This is a genomic window from Massilia phyllostachyos, assembly GCF_021044825.1.
GTDB lineage: Bacteria > Pseudomonadota > Gammaproteobacteria > Burkholderiales > Burkholderiaceae_D > Telluria > Telluria phyllostachyos.
Genome location: NZ_JAJNOC010000001.1, coordinates 570,800 through 588,443, shown reverse-complemented (window position 1 = coordinate 588,443; position 17,644 = coordinate 570,800). Strand labels below are relative to the sequence as shown.

Here is a 17,644-nt window from a genome sequence, read left to right as displayed (position 1 = left end):
CTCCCCACATGCGCACTTGTCTTTCGAACAAATTATCAGGCCCATACGCCCTCAGTACACCCGAGCTACGCATGTGACTCATTGTTAGAAATCAAGCTATCGTGTGGAAAGCTTGTCACATAGGCATTTCAGCACATGGGGATGTTTTGTGGCGCACGCAAGAGATTTCTTTAATAAATTTTCCTAATCAGAATTCCGTTCGAACCCATTGATTTACAAGAAGAAACAGTTTGCTGTCGACATACTGTCCGATATTACTCCAGCGCTCGGTTAGCGAACACACATTTAACAATCTGAACAGTAAGACAACGACTTTAGGTTAAGAAACTTATCGTTCCCTGAGGCATGAAAACCGGGAGCGCACGGGCCGATTTCCGGCCCATTTAGTGATTTACGATAAACTGGGCGCCGCACTTGCCGCGGCAGCTGCACTTCCATTCAACACAGCATTCCATGCAGAAAAAAGTATTCATCAAGACCTTCGGCTGCCAGATGAACGAGTACGACTCGGACAAGATGGCCGACCTGCTCGGCTCGACCGACAACCTGGTCCGTACCGACACGCCGGAAGACGCCGACGTCATCCTGCTGAACACCTGCTCCGTGCGCGAAAAGGCGCAGGAGAAAGTGTTTTCCGACTTGGGCCGCTTCAAGGCGCTCAAGCGCGACAAGCCGGACCTGGTGATCGGCGTGGGCGGCTGCGTGGCTTCGCAGGAGGGGCAGGCAATCGTCAAGCGCGCGCCGCACGTGGACGTGGTGTTCGGCCCGCAGACCCTGCACCGCCTGCCGCAGATGATCCGCGAGCGCCGCGCCACCGGCGCCGCCCAGGTCGACATCAGCTTCCCGGAAATCGAAAAGTTCGACCACCTGCCGCCCGCCAAGGTCGACGGCCCGGTCGCCTATGTGTCGATCATGGAAGGCTGCAGCAAGTATTGCAGCTACTGCGTGGTGCCCTACACCCGCGGCGAGGAAGTCTCGCGCCCCTTCGAGGACGTGCTGACCGAATGCGCCGGCCTGGCGGCCCAGGGCGTGAAGGAAATCATGCTGCTGGGGCAGAACGTGAACGCCTACCGCGGCGTGATGGAAGGCGGGGAAGTCGCCGGGGGTACAGCTGATTTTGCCCTGCTGCTGGAATACATCGCCGACCTGCCCGGCATCGCGCGCCTGCGCTACGTCACCAGCCACCCGAAGGAATTCACCCAGCGCCTGATCGACGCCTATGCCAGGATTCCGCAGCTGGTGAACCACATCTACCTGCCGGTGCAGCACGGGTCGGACCGCATCCTGGGCGCCATGAAGCGCGGCTATACCGGGCTGGAATACAAGTCGATCATCCGCCGCATCCGCGCGGTGCGTCCCGAGATGACCTTCTCGTCCGACTTCATCGTTGGCTTCCCGGGCGAGACCGAGGCCGACTTCGAGGCGATGATGAAGCTGGTGGAAGACGTCGGCTTCGACAACAGCTTCAGCTTCATCTTCAGCAAGCGCCCGGGCACCCCGGCCGCGAACCTCGAGGACGATACCCCGCACGAGGTGAAACTGGTGCGCCTGCAGCGCCTGCAGGCCTTGATCGACGCGAATACGCGCAAATATAGTGCGGCGATGGTCGGCAGCGTGCAGCGCGTGCTGGTCGAAGGGCCGGCCAAGAAAGAACCAGAGAAGCTGCAGGGCCGCTGCGAAAACAACCGCGCGGTGCTGTTCGACGCCGATGATATGGCGGGCCTGGTCGGCCAGCTGGTCGACCTGCGCATCACCGCCAGCCATGACTATTTCCTCCGCGGCGAACTCGTCGCCAACCTAGAAACGATTGCCAAAGCCAGTTGAAAAACACACCACAACAGCCTTCGTACTTCATCCCCGAGCCGCTCGACAACACGCGGCTCGCCCATCTGTGCGGCCCGCTGGACGAGAACCTGCGCCAGATCTCGGCCGCGCTCGACGTCACCATCTTCCGCCGCGGCGAGAAATTCATCGTCAGCGGCAGCAATGCCGAGCGCGCGGTCGAACTGCTGGAACGCTTTTATGCGGTCGCCAACAAGGTCGTGCCGATCGAGGAAGTGCAGCTGGCCCTGGTCGAGCAGCGCTCGGGCCTGAAGCCGCGCGTGCCGGACGACGCGGCGCCGGACGCCCCGGCCGCGAAGGACAAGGAGCCTGACGATGCGGCGGAGGATGGCGAGCCGTCCGAGCTGGTCAGCCCGACCCTGAAAACCCGCCGCAGCGACCTGCGCGGCCGCACCGTGCACCAGATCCAGTACCTGAAATCGGTGCTCGAGCACGACATCAGCTTCGGCATCGGCCCGGCCGGCACCGGCAAGACCTACCTCGCCGTCGCCTGCGCGGTGGACGCGCTGGAACGCGACGCGGTCAAGCGCATCATCCTGACCCGCCCCGCGGTGGAAGCGGGCGAGCGCCTCGGCTTCCTGCCGGGCGACATGAGCCAGAAGGTCGACCCTTACCTGCGCCCGCTGTACGACGCGCTGTACGACCTGCTGGGTTTCGACCGTACCCAGAAGCTGTTCGAGAAGCAGGTGATCGAGATCGCCCCGCTGGCCTATATGCGCGGGCGCACCCTGAACCACGCCTTCGTGATCCTGGACGAAGCCCAGAACACGACGGTCGAGCAGATGAAGATGTTCCTGACCCGCATCGGCTTCGGCAGCAAGGCCGTGATCACCGGCGACGTGACCCAGGTCGACCTGCACAAGTCGCAGCGCTCCGGCCTGGTCGACGCCATGCACGTGCTGAAGAACGTGCGCGGCATCGGCTTCACCCAGTTCTCCAGCGTCGACGTGGTGCGCCACCCGCTGGTGGGACGCATCATCGACGCCTACGAAGCCCATTCCTCGGTCGAGGACCTGGCCTCCTTACCCAAACCGCTACCGGTGAAAAATGCAAGAAAAAAAACATAAGCTCGACCTCGACGTCCAGTACGCCGACACCCGCCTCGAGGAGGAGATCACCGAGGAGATGCTGCAGCGCTGGGTCGACGCGGCCCTGCTGGGGCCCGCCGAACTGGCGATCCGCTTCGTCGACGCCGAGGAAGGCCAGGCCCTGAACCGCCAGTACCGCGGCAAGGACTACGCCACCAACGTGCTCACCTTCGCCTACAACGAGGGCGAGGAACTCGGCGACGAGGACCCGACCCAGGCCGACATCATCCTGTGCACCGACGTGCTGCTGCGCGAGGCCGAGGAGCAGAAGAAGACGGTCGAGGAACACGCGGCCCACCTGGTGGTGCACGGCGTGCTGCACGCGCAGGGTTACGATCACGAGCACGACGAGGAAGCCGACGAGATGGAGCAGTTCGAGCGCGACATCATGGAAGTGCTGGGCTATCCGGACCCGTACGCGGACTGATGCCGATGGTGGACGGCGGCGCCGTCCACTGCCATTCTTTACGGCAACGGTGCGCTTTGTGGGGCATCTGCCCTTTTCGTGTATCCTATACCCATCGCAACAACGGCTTCACGCCAACTATGCCCGAGTATCCCAGTGACGTCCGATCGGACGCCAAACCCCACCGGTCGCTGTTCGAACGGCTGACCGCACTCATCTCCCCCGAGCCTGAAAACCGCGCGGAACTCCTCGAAGTCCTGCACGAAGCCCACGAACGCAACCTGATCGACGCCGATGCGCTGTCGATGATCGAAGGCGTGTTCCAGGTGTCCGACCTGTCGGTGCGCGACATCATGGTGCCGCGCTCGCAAATGGACGTGATCGACATTTCCAAGCCCATCGAGGAATGGCTGCCGATCGTGCTCGAGACGCAACATTCCCGTTTCCCCGCCATCGAGGGCGAGCGCGACAAGGTGGTCGGCATCCTGCTGGCCAAGGACCTGCTGCGCTACTATGCCGAAGAGTCCTTCGACGTGCGCAAGATGCTGCGCCCGGCGATCTTCATCCCGGAATCGAAGCGACTGAACGTGCTGCTGCGCGACTTCCGCGCCAACCACAACCACATGGCCATCGTCGTCGACGAGTACAGCGGCGTGGCCGGCCTGATCACCATTGAGGACGTGCTCGAGCAGATCGTCGGCGACATCGAGGACGAGTACGACTTCGACGAGGAAGAAGACAACGTCCTGTCGATCAAGGAAGGCCAGCTGGGCCCGCGCTGGCGGGTCAAGGCGCTCACCGAGATCGAGCAGTTCAACGAAGAGATCGGTGTCGACCTGCCGGAAGACGATGCCGACACCATCGGCGGCCTGGTGGCCAGCCACCTGGGCCGCATGCCGCACAAAGGCGAGGTGTTCGACCTTGAGAACCTGCGCTTCGAAGTGCTGCGCGCCGACGCGCGCCAGATCCACGTGCTGCTGGTCGAGAAGCTGCCCGCGCTCGAATCCGACCACGACTGATGCTGCGCCGCCGTACCCAGCCCGCCACCAGCCCTGACCCCGCCCTCAAAGCAAGCAGGCCTTCCGCCAGAGCCCTGGCGCTGATGGCGCTTGCCGGCGCCACCTCGCTGTTCTCCTTCGAGCCCTTCGGCTGGTGGCCGCTGCAGTTCCTGGCGCTGGCGTATTTCTTCTACCAGGTCGGGATGGGGACCTCGTCGCGCCGCGGGGTCTGGCTCGGCTGGGCCTTCGGCTTCGGCTGGTCGGTGGCCGGCATGCACTGGCTCTACATCGCCATCACCCGCTTCGGCGGCCTGCCCGCCGTGCTCGGCGCGATCGCGATCGCCCTGCTCGGTCTCTACATGGGCCTGTTCGGCGCGTTCGCCGGCGGCGCCGCCAGCTGGCTGCGCCGCAAGTGGTCGCTGCCCGTGCCGGCCTTCGTGCTTCTGGTGCTGCCCGCAGCGTGGGGCGTGTCGGAATGGATGCGCGGCTGGGTCTTCACCGGCTTCCCCTGGGCGGCGGCGGGCTATGCGCACAACGTTTCGCCGCTGGGCGGCTACGCGCCGATCGTCGGCGTCTACGGCGTCGGCGTGCTGGCGGCCCTGTGCGCCGGCTGCATCGTGATGCTGACCCAGCGTGCGCGCTGGCCGGCGCTGTCGCTGTTCGCGGCAGTGATGGTGGGCGGCTTCACCCTGAAATTCGTCGACTGGACCCATGAAGTGGGCCAGCCGCTCACCGTGCGCCTGCTGCAGGGCGACGTGCGCCAGGACCAGAAGTTCGATGCGGCCTACCTGATGGACATCGTCGGCCGCTACCAGGGGCTGATCACGGCGGCGCCGGCCGACCTGATCGCCACGCCGGAGACGGCGATTCCGGTCTCGCCCCAGTACCTGCCGCCCGACTACCTGGCCGGCCTGCAGGACTTTGCGGCCCGGACCCGCAGCCACCTGATGCTCGGCATTCCGATGATGGACAGCCCGACGAAATACGGCAACAGCGTGATCGCCTTCGGCCCCGGCTCCTCGCCCTACCGCTACGACAAGCACCACCTGGTGCCCTTCGGCGAATTCATCCCGCCGGGCTTCCGCTGGTTCACCGACCTGATGAGCATTCCGCTGGGCGACCAGACCCGCGGCGCGGCGCTGCAGGCGGCCTTCCCGATCAAGGATCAGCTGGTGCTGCCGAATATCTGCTACGAGGACGCCTTCGGCGAAGAAATCGCGGCCCAGCTGCGCAACGCGCCGCGTCCCGCGACCCTGCTGCTGAACGTGTCGAACCTGGCGTGGTATGGCGAGTCGGTGGCGATCCCGCAGCACCTGCAGATCTCGCAGATGCGCGCGATCGAGACCGGGCGGCCGATGCTGCGCTCGACCAATAACGGCGCGACCGCCATCATCGACGGGCGCGGCAAGGTGACGCAGGCGCTGCCCTTCTATGGACGCGGCGTCCTGAGCGCGACCGTGCGCGGCACCGAAGGGTTGACGCCTTACGTCCGCTTCGGCAACCAAGCCTTCCTGCTGCTGGGCGCCCTCATGCTGCTCGGCGCCTGGTTCGCCGGCCGCCAGTACCGCCAACGGGTTTCGTAGGGTGGGCGGAGGACCGCCCACCCTACAAATTCCTACTGCTGAGTCGAATCACGCCCCAGCCCCTGGCCAAAATTCAGTAGAATTGGTCATTTGGCAAATTTACCGCGACCGCGGCACCAACCCCGCGGCGCCCACCACATGCTCACATTCCAACAAATCATCCTCACCCTGCAGACCTACTGGGACAAGCAGGGTTGCGCCCTGCTGCAGCCCTACGACATGGAAGTCGGCGCCGGCACCTTCCACACCGGCACCTTCCTGCGTGCGATCGGACCGGAGCCTTGGCGCGCCGCCTATGTGCAGCCCTCGCGCCGCCCGAAGGATGGCCGCTACGGCGAGAACCCGAACCGCCTGCAGCACTACTACCAGTACCAGGTGGTGCTCAAGCCCGCCCCGGAAAACATCCTCGACCTCTACCTCGGTTCGCTGGAAGCCCTGGGCCTGGACCTGAAGAAGAACGACGTGCGCTTCGTCGAGGACGACTGGGAAAGCCCGACCCTGGGCGCCTGGGGCCTGGGCTGGGAAGTCTGGCTGAACGGGATGGAAGTCACCCAGTTCACCTACTTCCAGCAGGTCGGCGGCCTCGATTGCAAGCCGGTGCTGGGCGAGATCACCTACGGCATCGAGCGCCTGGCGATGTACCTGCAGGGCGTCGAGAACGTCTACGACCTGGTGTGGACCGAGTGGGAAGAAAACGGCGTCAAGAAGACCCTGTCATACGGCGACGTCTTCCACCAGAACGAAGTCGAGCAGTCGACCTACAACTTCGAGCACGCGAACACCGAGCTGCTGTTCCAGGCTTTCGCCAACCACGAATCCGAAGCCAAGCGCCTGATCGAACTGCAGCTCACGCTGCCGGCCTACGAGCAGATCATGAAGGCCTCGCACAGCTTCAACATGCTGGACGCGCGCGGCGCCATCTCGGTGACCGAACGCGCCGCCTACATCGGCCGCGTGCGCACGCTGTCGCGCCTGGTGGCGCAGGCCTATTACGATTCGCGCGAGAAGCTGGGCTTCCCGATGCTGCCAGGCGCCGCCAAAGCCGCCGCCTAAGAAGAAGAACAGAACATGACCATGAACCAGACTCTCCTCGTCGAAATCCAGACCGAAGAACTGCCGCCAAAGGCGCTCGTGAAACTGGGCGCCGCCTTCGCCAACGGCATCGCCAATGGCCTGAAGGCGCGCGACTTCCTCGAAAGCGACAGCGTCGCCACGGCCCACGCCACCCCGCGCCGCCTGGCCGTCACCATCACCAATGTGCGCGGCACCTCGCCCGACAAGTCGATCCGCGAAAAAGTGCTGCCGGTGTCGGTCGCGCTGGACAAGGACGGCAACCCGTCCGCGCCGCTGGCCAAGAAGCTGGCGGCCCTCGGCTTCCCCGACCTGCAGATCAGCGACCTCGAACGCGCCCAGGACGGAAAGGCCGAATCCTTCTTCTACACCTACACCGCAAGCGGCAGCGCGCTGGCCGGGGCCCTGCAGGACGTGCTGCAGGAGACCGTGTCCAAGCTGCCGATTCCGAAGGTCATGAGCTACCAGCGTCCGGACGGCGCGACCGTGCAGTTCGTGCGCCCGGTACACCTGCTGCTCGCCCTGCACGGCGAGCAGGTGCTGCCGCTGTCCCTGCTGGGATTGACGGCCGGCCGCCAGACCATGGGTCACCGCTTCCTGTCGCATGGCGGCGAGATCACCGTGCCGCACGCCGACCAGTACGCGCAGGTGCTGGAATCCGAAGGCAAGGTGCTGTCCTCCGCCGAGGCGCGCAAGGAAAGCATCCGTTCGCAGCTGCTGGAAAAAGCCGGCGCCGACCGCGTCCTGATGCCCGAGTCGCTGCTCGATGAAGTGGCCGCGCTGGTCGAATGGCCGGTCGTTTACGCGTGCCGCTTCGAGGACGAATTCCTGGCGGTGCCGCAGGAATGCCTGATCCTGACCATGCAGACGAACCAGAAGTACTTCGCGCTGACCGATAACGACGGCAAGCTGCGTTCGCGCTTCCTGATCGTGTCGAACATCGCCACCGACGATCCGGCCGCCATCGTCGGCGGCAACGAGCGCGTGGTGCGCCCGCGCCTGTCGGACGCCAAGTTTTTCTTCGAGCAGGACAAGAAGAAGACGCTGGAGTCGCGCCTGCCGCAGCTGTCGAACGTGGTCTACCACAACAAGCTGGGCACCCAGGCCGAGCGCAGCGAACGCGTGACGAAGCTGGCGACCAGTATCGCGAAGCGCCTCGGCTACGACGTGGCGCTGGCCGAACGCGGCGCGCGCCTGTCCAAGGCCGACCTGCTGACCGACATGGTCGGCGAGTTCCCCGAGCTGCAGGGCATCATGGGCACCTACTATGCGCGTCACGACGGCGAGCACGAGGAAGTGGCCAAGGCCGCCTCCGAGCACTACCAGCCGCGCTTTGCCGGCGACGCCCTGCCGTCGACCAATACCGGCCTGGCGGTCGCGCTGGCCGACAAGCTGGAAACCCTGGTCGGCATCTGGGCCATCGGCCTGCAGCCGACCGGCGAGAAGGATCCGTTCGCGCTGCGCCGCCACGCCCTGGGCGTGATGCGCATGCTGGTCGAGAAGCGCCTGCCGCTGTCGCTGTCCGAACTGCTGGGCGATGCCGCCGGCGTGTTCGCGGGCCAGGCCGCGTTCAAGGACCCGTCGGGCGAAGTGAAGGACTTCATGCTGGACCGCCTGCGCGGCATGCTGCGCGAGCGCGGCTTCTCGCCGAACGAAGTCGAAGCCGTGCTGGCCCAGAACCCGGACCGCGTCGACGACGTCGTCCAGCGCCTGGAAGCGGTGCAGGCCTTTGCCGCCCTGCCGGAATCAAGCTCGCTGGCCGCCGCCAACAAACGCATCACCAACATCCTCAAGAAGAACGAGGAAGCGATGCCGGCGGATGCTTCGATCAAACAGGAACTGCTGGTGGAAGCGGCCGAACAGGCGCTGGCCGCCCGCATGCAGCAGCTCGAGGGCGATGTCACCACTGCGTTCGAGAAGGGCGACTTCACCGGCGCCCTCAAGACCCTGGCGCTGATGAAGGACGAAGTCGACGCCTTCTTCAACGACGTGATGGTGATGGCGGAAGACGTCAACCTGCGCAACAACCGCCTGGCGCTGTTGTCGAAGCTGCACGGCATGATGAACCGCGTGGCCGACATCTCGAAACTCGCCGCGTAAGCTTTTGAAGGTAGTGCCATGAAACTCATCATCCTCGACCGGGATGGGGTCATCAACCACGATTCGCCGGACTTCATCAAGTCGCCGGCGGAGTGGATTCCCATCCCCGGCTCGCTGGAAGCGATCGCCCGCCTGAACCAGGCGGGTTACCGGGTCGTCATCGCCTCGAACCAGTCGGGCATCGCGCGCGAACTGTTCGACATGACGACCCTGAACGCGATCCACCAGAAACTGCACGCCAGCGCCCAGCTGGTGGGCGCCGACATCGACGCCATCTTCTTCTGCCCGCACGCCGCGATCGACAACTGCGACTGCCGCAAACCCAAGGCCGGCATGTTCGAGGAGATCAGCAAGCGCTTCAAGGTGAGCCTGAAGGGCGTGCCGACGGTCGGCGACTCGCTGCGCGACCTGCAGGCGGGCTTTCGCCTGGGCTGCGTGCCCTACCTGGTCCTGACCGGCAAAGGGGAGAAAACGCAACAGACCGGCGGCCTGCCGCCGGGCACCCAGGTTTTCCCCGACCTCGCTTCGATGGTACAGTCCTTCCTGAAGACCGCGGCACAGCGGCCTGACTGAGCAGCATACAAAAACAAGCATCACCGTCCAAACCAGAAATTCGTCCGGAGCCCCTTTGCACACCTTCAGTCTGTTCCTGCGTTCCCTGCTCTTCACGGTCATCATGATCGTGGCCACCGTGGTCTGGGCCTGCATCTGCTTCCTGGCCGCGCCCCTGCCCTACAACAAGCGCTTCTGGGTGACCTCGCGCTGGAACGTTTTCATCATCTGGTGCGCCAAGGTGATCTGCGGGATCCGCTATGAATTCAAGGGTTACGAGAACCTGCCGGACGCGCCGGCGGTGGTGCTGTCGAAGCACCAGTCGGCCTGGGAGACCATCTTCCTGCTGCCGAACCTGACCCGCCCCCTGGTCTTCGTCTTCAAGAAGGAAATCCTGTACATTCCCTTCTTCGGCTGGGCCATGGGCCTGCTGCGCATGATCCCGATCGACCGCAAGCAGGGCAAGAACGCCTTCGGCCACGTGGTCCGCCACGGCAAGCGCCGGCTGGCCGACGGCCAGTGGATCATCATGTTCCCGGAAGGGACCCGCATCCCGGTCGGCCAGAAGGGCAAGTACAAGAGCGGCGGCACGCGCCTGGCTATCGAAACACAAAGCGTGGTCGTGCCGATCGCGCATAATTCAGGCGAATGCTGGCCCAAGAATTCCTTCATCAAGCGCCCCGGCCTGGTGACGGTCTCGATCGGCAAGCCGATTTCGCCAGCAGGCCACACTCCCGACAGCATGATGCAAGAGGTCGAAAATTGGATAGAATCCGAAATGCGCGTCATTTCGCCCCACGCCTACAGAGGTGGCTGAGCGACGTCAGCGCCCAGATCAGGGAGTCGAAACCGCAGCAATCCATGGCGTCGTCAAAGGTCGACTCGAGCCAGCTGGAACTGTTTGCGCAGGACTTCTTCGCGGCGCTCAAGCCCTCGGATAAACCGGCGGCGCCGGCGCAGCCGCTGTTCAAGGCGCCGCCTCCGGCGCCACGCAATCTCATCCCCTCGCCTCCCGTCGCCGACGGCGAGCCGCCGCTCAAGCGCATCGTGCTCGGCGCCCACACCGTCGACTACGCCCTGCGCCGCTCCACGCGCCGCTCGATCGGCTTCATGATCGACGACGACGGCCTGCGCGTGACGGCGCCGCGCCGCTGCAGCCAGCTCGATATCGACAACGCGATCCGTGCCAAGCAGCGCTGGATCCTCACCAAGCTGCTCGAACGCGGTGAACGGCGCGCCCAGCGCCTCGAACGCGCGCCGGTCGAATGGAAGGATGGCGCGCGCCTGCCCTACCTCGGCGGCGAGATCACGCTGCGGCTGGAGGAAGCGCCGCGCAGCCACTGCCAGTTCGATGCGTCGAACGGCGAGCTGTGGATCGGCGTAGTGCCGGGCTTGTCGGAATGGCAGCTCAAGGAGCGGGTCAAGCTGTGGTTCCAGGCGGAGGCGAAGAAGCTGTTCAAGGAGCGTCTCGACCACTATGCGCCACTGCTGGGGGTGACCTATCGCGCATTCGCGCTGTCCTCGGCCGGCACACGCTGGGGTTCCTGCACGGTGGAGGGCAACATCCGCCTGAACTGGCGCCTGGTGCATTATCCCTTGGGGCTGGTGGACTACGTCGTGGCGCACGAGCTGGCGCACCTGCGCGAGATGAACCACAGCCCGGCGTTCTGGGCGGCGGTGGGCGAGGTGTATCCGGATTACGATGGGGCGCGGCTGGCGCTCAAGAAGCGCTCGCACGAGATGCCGGTGCTGTTCACCGACTGATTTCGTAGGGTGGGCGGTCCTCCGCCCACGCGTTCAAATCACGTTAATGCTGCCCGCGCGGCTGTTCATCGTCTAACTATCACCGCGTGGGCGGAGGACCGCGGGGCCGCCCAGGCCCACCCTACAGAAGCGAATCTCTTCGCGCTGCGGCTAATTGCTTCATCGCGCCCATCTGCGCTTCCGAAAGAGCCCGATAGGGAATCGGCAGCGTCCCGCGTTTCAGCACCATCATGAACCCGCGCGGATAGGTGCGCACCGCCATCACGTCTTCCCAGCCGATCAGGGTCACGCCGCCGCTGGTGCGGACGATGCCGTGCTGGTCGATCGTGAATTCGTAGGTGCGGCGGCCGCGCCCGAGCAGGACGAAGTGGACGGCGGCGCCCAGGGTGCTCTTCAGGCGCAGGTAGAGGCTGGCGGGGAAGCGGATGCGGCGGCGGCGGATCAGGTAGCCGCCGTGCTGCCACATGAAGGCGATGTACTCGCCCAGGGTGTAGCGCACGAAGAAGTGCAGCTCGGACAAGGGCAGGGACGCGGCGGCCGCCAGCGGGGGTTCCGCCGGGGCAGTCCCGACCGGCACGTGCAGCACCTTGTCGTCGTCCTGCTGTTGCACCAGCACGGCGACGGGTTTATTGCTGTTGACCGGTCTCGGGTGATTAAACGACAACATAGCGCATCCCCTGTATCCCTGTATTTATGCGAGCTCCAAGAGAGAATGGTAGCAAATCTCAGCGGATCAGCTGTCGCAGGAGTTCAACAGTGCGCAGGGTCGCGCCACGGTGGCGGCCGGCGAAAGCGAGCGCACGCTCACCCATATGGCTTCGCGCCGCCGCGTCTTCCAGCAGGCGCACGGCGGCGGCCATCAGGGCGTCGGCATCCGGCACCCGCATCGCGGCGCCGTCGCCCACCGCTTCCTCGGTGGCGTCGGCGAAGTTGAAGGTATGCTCGCCGACCAGCACCGGCTTGCCCAGGGCGCATGGCTCGATCAGGTTCTGGCCGCCCAGCGGCATCAGGCTGCCGCCGACGAAAGTGCAGTCGCAGGCGGCGTAGTAGGCGAACATCTCGCCCATCGAATCGCCCAGCAGGACGTCGGCGTCGCCCACGCCATGCTCCAGCTGCGAGCGGCGCACCACCTTCAGGCCGCGCGCAGCGACCATCTTCTCCACCTCGTCGAAACGCTGCGGATGGCGCGGCACGATCGCCAGCAAGGCGTTTGCAGGCTTTCCGTCCACGCGCGCCCAGGCGTCCAGGATCAGCGCTTCCTCGCCTTCACGGGTGCTGGCGCACAGGAAGGTCGGACGGTTGGCGGCCTGCGCGCGCAGCCAGGCGCCCTTCTCCAGGGCCGCGGCAGGCGGCACCACGTCGAACTTGATGCTGCCGGTGATGGCGACTTTTGGCGCGCCGAGCGAGCGGATACGGTCGGCGTCCGCCTCGGTCTGGGCGGCCACCAGCGGAATCGCGGCGGCCGCATCCAGCATCAGGGCGCCCATCTTGCGGCCACGGCGCAGCGAGCGCTCGGACAGGCGCGCGTTCACCAGCGCCACCGGCACGCCGGCGCTGGCGCAGCCGGCGACCAGGTTCGGCCAGACTTCGGTCTCCATCAGGATGCACACGCGCGGCCGGAAGCGCTCTAAGTATCGCCCGACCATGAAGCCGGTGTCGTAGGGCAGATAGGACTGGACCACGCGCTCGCCATGGTGGCCGAACAGCGACTTGCCGGTGGCGCGGCCGGTCGGGGTCATGTGGGTGAGCAGGATGCGGCTGTCGGGGTATGTCGTAAGGAGCGCTTCGACCAGCGGTTCCGCGGCGCGGGTCTCGCCGACCGAGACCGCGTGCACCCACAAGGTCAGGCGATCGGAGGCCGGCGCATCCGGGAAACCGAGGCGCTCGGCCCAGTGCGCGCGGTAGCCCGGCTCCTGGCGCCCGCGCCACCACAGCCTGGCCAGCACCAGCGGCAGCGCCAGGTACCAGGCCAGCGAATACAGCAGACGGCTCACGCGCGCCCCAGCAGGCCGCGCGCCGCGTCGATGACTTCCTCGGCCGACGGCGGGCTGCCCAGGTCGCCGAGGTTGACGATCCGATCGGACCAGTTGCCCTCGGTCTTCCACTTCGGCGAATCGGCGTAGATCTCGACGGTCGGGCGGACAAAAGCGGCGGCGATGTGGGTGAGGCCCGTATCGACGCCGACCGCCAGGCGCGCATGCTGGGCCACGGAGACCGCGTCCATCATCGACAATTTGGGCAGCACGCGCCCGTTCGGCAGCTGCGCCGCCAGCGCTTCAGCCTCGGCCAGCTCCTGCGGCGAGCCCCAGGGCAGCAGCACCGGCATCGGCGCCAGCGCCTTGCCGAGCGCGACCCAGTTCGCGCGCGACCACTTCTTGGCGTCGCGCGCAGTCCCGTGGAAGAACACGGTGTAATCCTCGGCCGGCAGGAAAGCCGGCCGCGTCGCCGCCTGCGGCGCCGGCAGGCCGAAGTCCGGCGGCGTATCGACCGCATAGCCGAGCGCCACGCCGGCCACCAGGCGGCCGCGCGCGACCGCGTGGGTACGCGGGCTCAGGGGGATGCTGTTGGTGTGGAAGATGCGCGAGATGCCTTCGTAGCCCGAGCCTTCGCTGCCGTTGGCCAGGCCCACCTTGCGCCCGCCCTTGCGGGTACGGGCGGCGCCCATGATGATGCCGGTCTTGAGCAGGCCCTGGGTGTCGAACACGACGTCGTATTCTTCCTCGCGCAGGGTGTTAAGGAAGGCCTTGATCTCGGCCCGCGTCTCCTTCTTGCCGAGGCTCTTGCGCCAGCGGCGCAGCGCCCAGGGGATGATCTTCCGCACGTGCGGATTCAGGCGCACCAGGCTGGTATAGCCCTCTTCCACCACCCAGTCGATGGTGGCGCCGGGATGGTGGCGCAGGATGTCGGCCACCATCGGCAGGTTGTGCAGCACGTCTCCCAGCGAGGACACGCGCACCAGCAGGATCTTCAAACGCAGGTCCTCAGAAAGGCAGCTCGGCGTCCGGCTTGGCGGCCAGGATCACGTTCTTGAATTCGCCCTGGATGCGCGCCAGCGCTTCAGGGTTCTCGCCTTCGAAGCGCAGCACCACGACCGGGGTCGTGTTCGAGGAACGCGCCAGGCCGAAGCCGTCCGGGTATTCCACGCGCAGGCCGTCAATGGGGTTGATCTTCTCGGAAGTCGGGAAGGTCGCGTTGGCGCGCAGGCTGTCGATCAGGGTAAAGTTCTCGCCTTCCTTCAGGTGCAGGTGCAGTTCCGGGGTGCTCGACGCGATCGGCAGGCTGTTGAGCAGCTGCGAGGGATCGGCCTCTTTCGTCAGGATCTCGAGCATGCGCGCGCCGGCGTACAGGCCGTCGTCGAAGCCGTACCATCGGTCCTTGAAGAAGATGTGGCCGCTCATCTCGCCGCCCAGCGGCGAACCGGTTTCCTTCAGCTTGGCCTTCACCAGCGAGTGGCCGGTCTTCCACATCAGCGGACGGCCGCCGGCCTTTTCGATCCAGGGGCCGAGGTGGCGCGTGCACTTGACGTCGTAGAGGATCTCGGCGCCCGGGTTGCGCGACAGGACGTCGGACGCGAACAGCATCATTTGGCGGTCCGGGAAGATGATCTGGCCATCCTTGGTGACGACGCCGAGGCGGTCGCCGTCGCCGTCGAAGGCCAGGCCGATCTCGGCATCGGTGTCCTGCAGGGCGCGGATCAAGTCCTGCAGGTTTTCCGGGTGCGCCGGGTCCGGGTGGTGGTTCGGGAAGTGGCCGTCCACTTCGCAGAACAGCTCGACGACCTCGCAGCCCATGCCGCGGAACAGGTCGGGGGCGAAGGCGCCGGCCACGCCGTTTCCGCAGTCGACCGCGATCTTGATCGGGCGTGCGATCTTGACGTCGCCAATGATGCGTTCCAGGTAGGCGGCGCGGATATCGTGGGTGCCGTACTCGCCGCGCTGGCCTGCGATGGCGCCGTCGTAGGCTGCGATGCTGTCGTGCAGCGCGGTGATCGCGTCGCCGTAGATCGCCTCGCCCGCCATCACCATCTTGAAGCCGTTGTAGTCCGGCGGGTTGTGGCTGCCGGTGACCATGATGCCCGAGCGGGTGTCGAGCACGTTGGTGGCGAAGTAGACCATCGGGGTGGCGACCATGCCGAGGTCGATCACGTCGACGCCGGCGTCGCGCAGGCCTTCGCCCAGCGCCGCGGCCAGGCCCGGGCCCGACAGGCGGCCGTCGCGGCCGATCACGACCTTCTTCTCTCCCTTCGCCAGGGCGGCAGCGCCGAATGCGCGGCCGATGTGGCGGGCGATGCCTTCGTCGAGCGTCTTGTCGATGACGCCGCGGATGTCATAGGCCTTGAAGATCGTTTTGGAGAGAGCAACCATGGTTTCCTTGGAAAGCTGGGGCGCGCAAGTCGGCTGTACTGCGGCTGTGCAGCCAGTGAGGGCAAGGCCTCGGCGCAAATTAATGGATTAACAAATGGAAGAATGACAAATGATCGCGCTATTGTAGCGGCAAGCGGCGTTTCTTGGGAATTGAACGGACCGCGTGTGGAGGGCGGTTCAGGCGCTTATATAGCGCCCGAACGCCGGCACAACTTCAAGAAGGATCAGACGCGCAGCTTGTCCAGCGACTTGCCGCCTTCGACCCATTCCTTGACCCACTTCGGCTGACGGCCACGGCCGGTCCACTGCTGCGAAGCATTGTCCGGATGGCGATAGCGCACCGCCACGGTATTGCCCTTGGACGAGCTGCCGCCACGGCCGCCGGTTGCCAGCAGGTCCTTGAGGGGCACGCCGACACTCTGGGCGATCGCCAGGATTTGTTCACGCGCTTTCTGCAGGTCCTGCGTTTCGCGCTTCTTCATTTCCTGCTTGATTTGTTCCTGCAGGTTGCGCAAATCAGCTACGGACATATTGGACAGATCCATCTTCGTTCCCTCGATAGTTAAGGTTGAAACAGCCAAGGTGAGAAAATCACCAATTGTCGCAATATACTACATTAATATCCAACTACTAGTCTTTCCTGTTCCAAAAGAGCCAACGGGGCGACTTGAATCGAACAATACGCGCATATAACCACAGGTAACTGATTATAAACAACAGACTGAAGAAGATCAGCACACCGGTGTTTTTCCAGAACACCGTTGCAGGAATCACGGCCATCAGCGAAAACAGCCATAAATAAGGCGAGGTGCGCGCGTTCCGTTTCATCAAAGCGCGCGCTTCGCGCGGACCGACCGTCCATTGCACGATACGCCGGAATATCAAACTATGCAGATGAATTCCGTCCGGCAGCGCCGGTGATTTACCGCGCACAAACATGCGGCGGTAAGCGGAGAATATCGTTTCGAAAGCCGGATAAATCAGCAGCAGCGCCGCATACCAGGTGGACACCTGCGGATTGCGCATCACCAGCAGCAGCGCCAGTTCGCCGAGCATGAAACCGAGGAAGTAGGCGCCGCCGTCGCCGAGGAAAATCAGGCCCACCGGATAATTCCAGATCAGGAATCCGGCGGTGGCGCCGGCGACCACCATCGCCGTCACCAGCACGAAGGTATCGCCCACCTGCAGCGCCACGTAGGCCAGCGACAGCAGCATGCAAATGCTGACCACGCCGGCCAGGCCGTTGAAGCCGTCGATGATGTTCACCGCATTCGCGATGCCCGCCACCGCGAGCACCGTCAGCGGCAGCACGATCCACGCGAGATCGAGCTGCAGCACGCCGCCCGGATAATCGAGGCGCACCAGTTTCGCATCGAGCAGGTAATAGGCGATGAGTGCGGCGAGCATGGTGAGCAGCAGCCGGCGCGCCGGCGAAACGCGGCCGGTATGGTCTTCGACGATACCGCCCGCCATTGCGATGCATGCGCATCCGAGCAAAGGCGCGATCCACGCGCCATAGCCTCCTTCGCGCAATGACGAAATGGCGCCGGTGATCAGGACCGCGAGATAGATCGGCACGCCGCCGATGCGCGCGACCGAATGGGAATGAAACTTCTGCACGCCGCCATAATTGTTGTCCAGCGCCGTGCCATTGCGCTTCGCATACTTGATTACTAGCAGAGTCAGCAGCGCACAGGATACGAAACTGACGAAAAAGGAGAACATTATTATTCTTTCGGTGCAAATAGGCAGGCCGTTTCCGTGCGGCCCTGCGGAAAATCCGCGGCACTCTTTTCGATCGATATGAGTTCATTGTACCGGAATAGATGAGGGCCTCCGGCGACAAAATGGATCGTGCGGCGCGCGTTCGCGATTG

The 17,644-nt window shown here is 64.8% G+C and carries 16 protein-coding genes; 10 read left to right on the top strand and 6 right to left on the bottom strand.

Translation table 11 applies throughout. The features are described 5' to 3' along the window. The first annotated feature begins 453 nt into the window (after positions 1-453). The 10 genes from miaB (at position 454) to LQ564_RS02495 (ending at position 11,404) form a co-directional block, all read left to right on the top strand. The gene (gene miaB / locus LQ564_RS02540) at positions 454-1,824 is read left to right on the top strand and encodes a tRNA (N6-isopentenyl adenosine(37)-C2)-methylthiotransferase MiaB (protein ID WP_231056508.1); all 1,371 of its coding nucleotides are present in this window, start codon (positions 454-456) and stop codon (positions 1,822-1,824) included. Further along, a complete protein-coding gene (locus LQ564_RS02535; RefSeq protein ID WP_231056507.1) occupies positions 1,821-2,909 on the top strand; it encodes a PhoH family protein in 1,089 nt (362 codons plus the stop codon). Before miaB ends, LQ564_RS02535 begins: the two co-directional genes overlap by 4 nt. Continuing rightward, positions 2,890-3,357 carry an rRNA maturation RNase YbeY gene (gene ybeY / locus LQ564_RS02530; protein ID WP_231056506.1) on the top strand — a complete coding sequence of 156 codons (468 nt, stop codon included), beginning with the start codon at positions 2,890-2,892 and terminating at the stop codon, positions 3,355-3,357. The genes LQ564_RS02535 and ybeY overlap by 20 nt, the downstream gene beginning before the upstream one ends. A gap of 119 nt (positions 3,358-3,476) precedes the next feature. Continuing rightward, positions 3,477-4,355 (top strand): CorC family transporter, encoded by an 879-nt coding sequence (locus LQ564_RS02525; protein WP_231056505.1) that lies wholly within the window; start codon positions 3,477-3,479, stop codon positions 4,353-4,355. Then, entirely contained in the window at positions 4,355-5,917 is a 1,563-nt protein-coding gene (gene lnt, locus LQ564_RS02520) for an apolipoprotein N-acyltransferase (protein WP_231056504.1), read from the top strand. The genes LQ564_RS02525 and lnt overlap by 1 nt, the downstream gene beginning before the upstream one ends. A gap of 138 nt (positions 5,918-6,055) precedes the next feature. Next, on the top strand, positions 6,056-6,970 hold the full coding sequence (gene glyQ / locus LQ564_RS02515) for a glycine--tRNA ligase subunit alpha (RefSeq protein WP_231056503.1): 915 nt from the start codon (positions 6,056-6,058) through the stop codon (positions 6,968-6,970). A gap of 21 nt (positions 6,971-6,991) precedes the next feature. Continuing rightward, entirely contained in the window at positions 6,992-9,088 is a 2,097-nt protein-coding gene (gene glyS, locus LQ564_RS02510; RefSeq protein ID WP_231056502.1) for a glycine--tRNA ligase subunit beta, read from the top strand. 18 nt (positions 9,089-9,106) lie between these two features. Beyond that, positions 9,107-9,661 carry a D-glycero-beta-D-manno-heptose 1,7-bisphosphate 7-phosphatase gene (gmhB, locus tag LQ564_RS02505; RefSeq protein WP_231056501.1) on the top strand — a complete coding sequence of 185 codons (555 nt, stop codon included), beginning with the start codon at positions 9,107-9,109 and terminating at the stop codon, positions 9,659-9,661. 55 nt (positions 9,662-9,716) lie between these two features. Beyond that, a complete protein-coding gene (locus LQ564_RS02500; protein ID WP_231056500.1) occupies positions 9,717-10,457 on the top strand; it encodes a lysophospholipid acyltransferase family protein in 741 nt (246 codons plus the stop codon). 44 nt (positions 10,458-10,501) lie between these two features. Beyond that, positions 10,502-11,404: a M48 family metallopeptidase gene (locus LQ564_RS02495; protein WP_231056499.1), complete on the top strand. Its 903-nt coding sequence runs from the start codon at positions 10,502-10,504 to the stop codon at positions 11,402-11,404. A 121-nt stretch (positions 11,405-11,525) separates the two neighbouring features. On the opposite strand, the gene LQ564_RS02490 is transcribed toward LQ564_RS02495, so the two are convergent. The 6 genes from LQ564_RS02490 to LQ564_RS02465 form a co-directional block, all read right to left on the bottom strand. Further along, positions 11,526-12,071, bottom strand: coding sequence for a YcxB family protein (locus LQ564_RS02490; RefSeq protein WP_231056498.1), 546 nt, complete (start codon positions 12,069-12,071; stop codon positions 11,526-11,528). A 58-nt stretch (positions 12,072-12,129) separates the two neighbouring features. Next, positions 12,130-13,398, bottom strand: a complete 1,269-nt coding sequence (gene waaA / locus LQ564_RS02485; protein ID WP_231056497.1) for a lipid IV(A) 3-deoxy-D-manno-octulosonic acid transferase — start codon at positions 13,396-13,398, stop codon at positions 12,130-12,132. Further along, a complete protein-coding gene (gene waaC / locus LQ564_RS02480; RefSeq protein ID WP_231056496.1) occupies positions 13,395-14,375 on the bottom strand; it encodes a lipopolysaccharide heptosyltransferase I in 981 nt (326 codons plus the stop codon). Before waaC ends, waaA begins: the two co-directional genes overlap by 4 nt. A gap of 10 nt (positions 14,376-14,385) precedes the next feature. Then, the gene (locus LQ564_RS02475; protein WP_231056495.1) at positions 14,386-15,768 is read right to left on the bottom strand and encodes a phosphomannomutase/phosphoglucomutase; all 1,383 of its coding nucleotides are present in this window, start codon (positions 15,766-15,768) and stop codon (positions 14,386-14,388) included. Between the two features lie 224 nt (positions 15,769-15,992). Continuing rightward, entirely contained in the window at positions 15,993-16,313 is a 321-nt protein-coding gene (locus LQ564_RS02470; RefSeq protein WP_231056494.1) for an H-NS histone family protein, read from the bottom strand. A gap of 85 nt (positions 16,314-16,398) precedes the next feature. Further along, positions 16,399-17,493 (bottom strand): glycosyltransferase family 4 protein, encoded by a 1,095-nt coding sequence (locus tag LQ564_RS02465; protein WP_231056493.1) that lies wholly within the window; start codon positions 17,491-17,493, stop codon positions 16,399-16,401. Positions 17,494-17,644: the final 151 nt, after the last annotated feature.

What these genes read in the sequence shown, in the direction of transcription:
- miaB (WP_231056508.1), top strand. Translation starts at nt 454, where the DNA reads ATGCAGAAAAAAGTATTCATCAAGACCTTCGGCTGCCAGATGAACGAG.
- ybeY (WP_231056506.1), top strand. Translation starts at nt 2,890, where the DNA reads ATGCAAGAAAAAAAACATAAGCTCGACCTCGACGTCCAGTACGCCGAC.
- LQ564_RS02525 (WP_231056505.1), top strand. Translation starts at nt 3,477, where the DNA reads ATGCCCGAGTATCCCAGTGACGTCCGATCGGACGCCAAACCCCACCGG.
- lnt (WP_231056504.1), top strand. Translation starts at nt 4,355, where the DNA reads ATGCTGCGCCGCCGTACCCAGCCCGCCACCAGCCCTGACCCCGCCCTC.
- glyQ (WP_231056503.1), top strand. Translation starts at nt 6,056, where the DNA reads ATGCTCACATTCCAACAAATCATCCTCACCCTGCAGACCTACTGGGAC.
- glyS (WP_231056502.1), top strand. Translation starts at nt 6,992, where the DNA reads ATGAACCAGACTCTCCTCGTCGAAATCCAGACCGAAGAACTGCCGCCA.
- gmhB (WP_231056501.1), top strand. Translation starts at nt 9,107, where the DNA reads ATGAAACTCATCATCCTCGACCGGGATGGGGTCATCAACCACGATTCG.
- LQ564_RS02495 (WP_231056499.1), top strand. Translation starts at nt 10,502, where the DNA reads ATGGCGTCGTCAAAGGTCGACTCGAGCCAGCTGGAACTGTTTGCGCAG.
- LQ564_RS02490 (WP_231056498.1), bottom strand. Translation starts at nt 12,071, where the DNA reads ATGTTGTCGTTTAATCACCCGAGACCGGTCAACAGCAATAAACCCGTC.
- LQ564_RS02475 (WP_231056495.1), bottom strand. Translation starts at nt 15,768, where the DNA reads ATGGTTGCTCTCTCCAAAACGATCTTCAAGGCCTATGACATCCGCGGC.
- LQ564_RS02470 (WP_231056494.1), bottom strand. Translation starts at nt 16,313, where the DNA reads ATGGATCTGTCCAATATGTCCGTAGCTGATTTGCGCAACCTGCAGGAA.
- LQ564_RS02465 (WP_231056493.1), bottom strand. Translation starts at nt 17,493, where the DNA reads ATGTTCTCCTTTTTCGTCAGTTTCGTATCCTGTGCGCTGCTGACTCTG.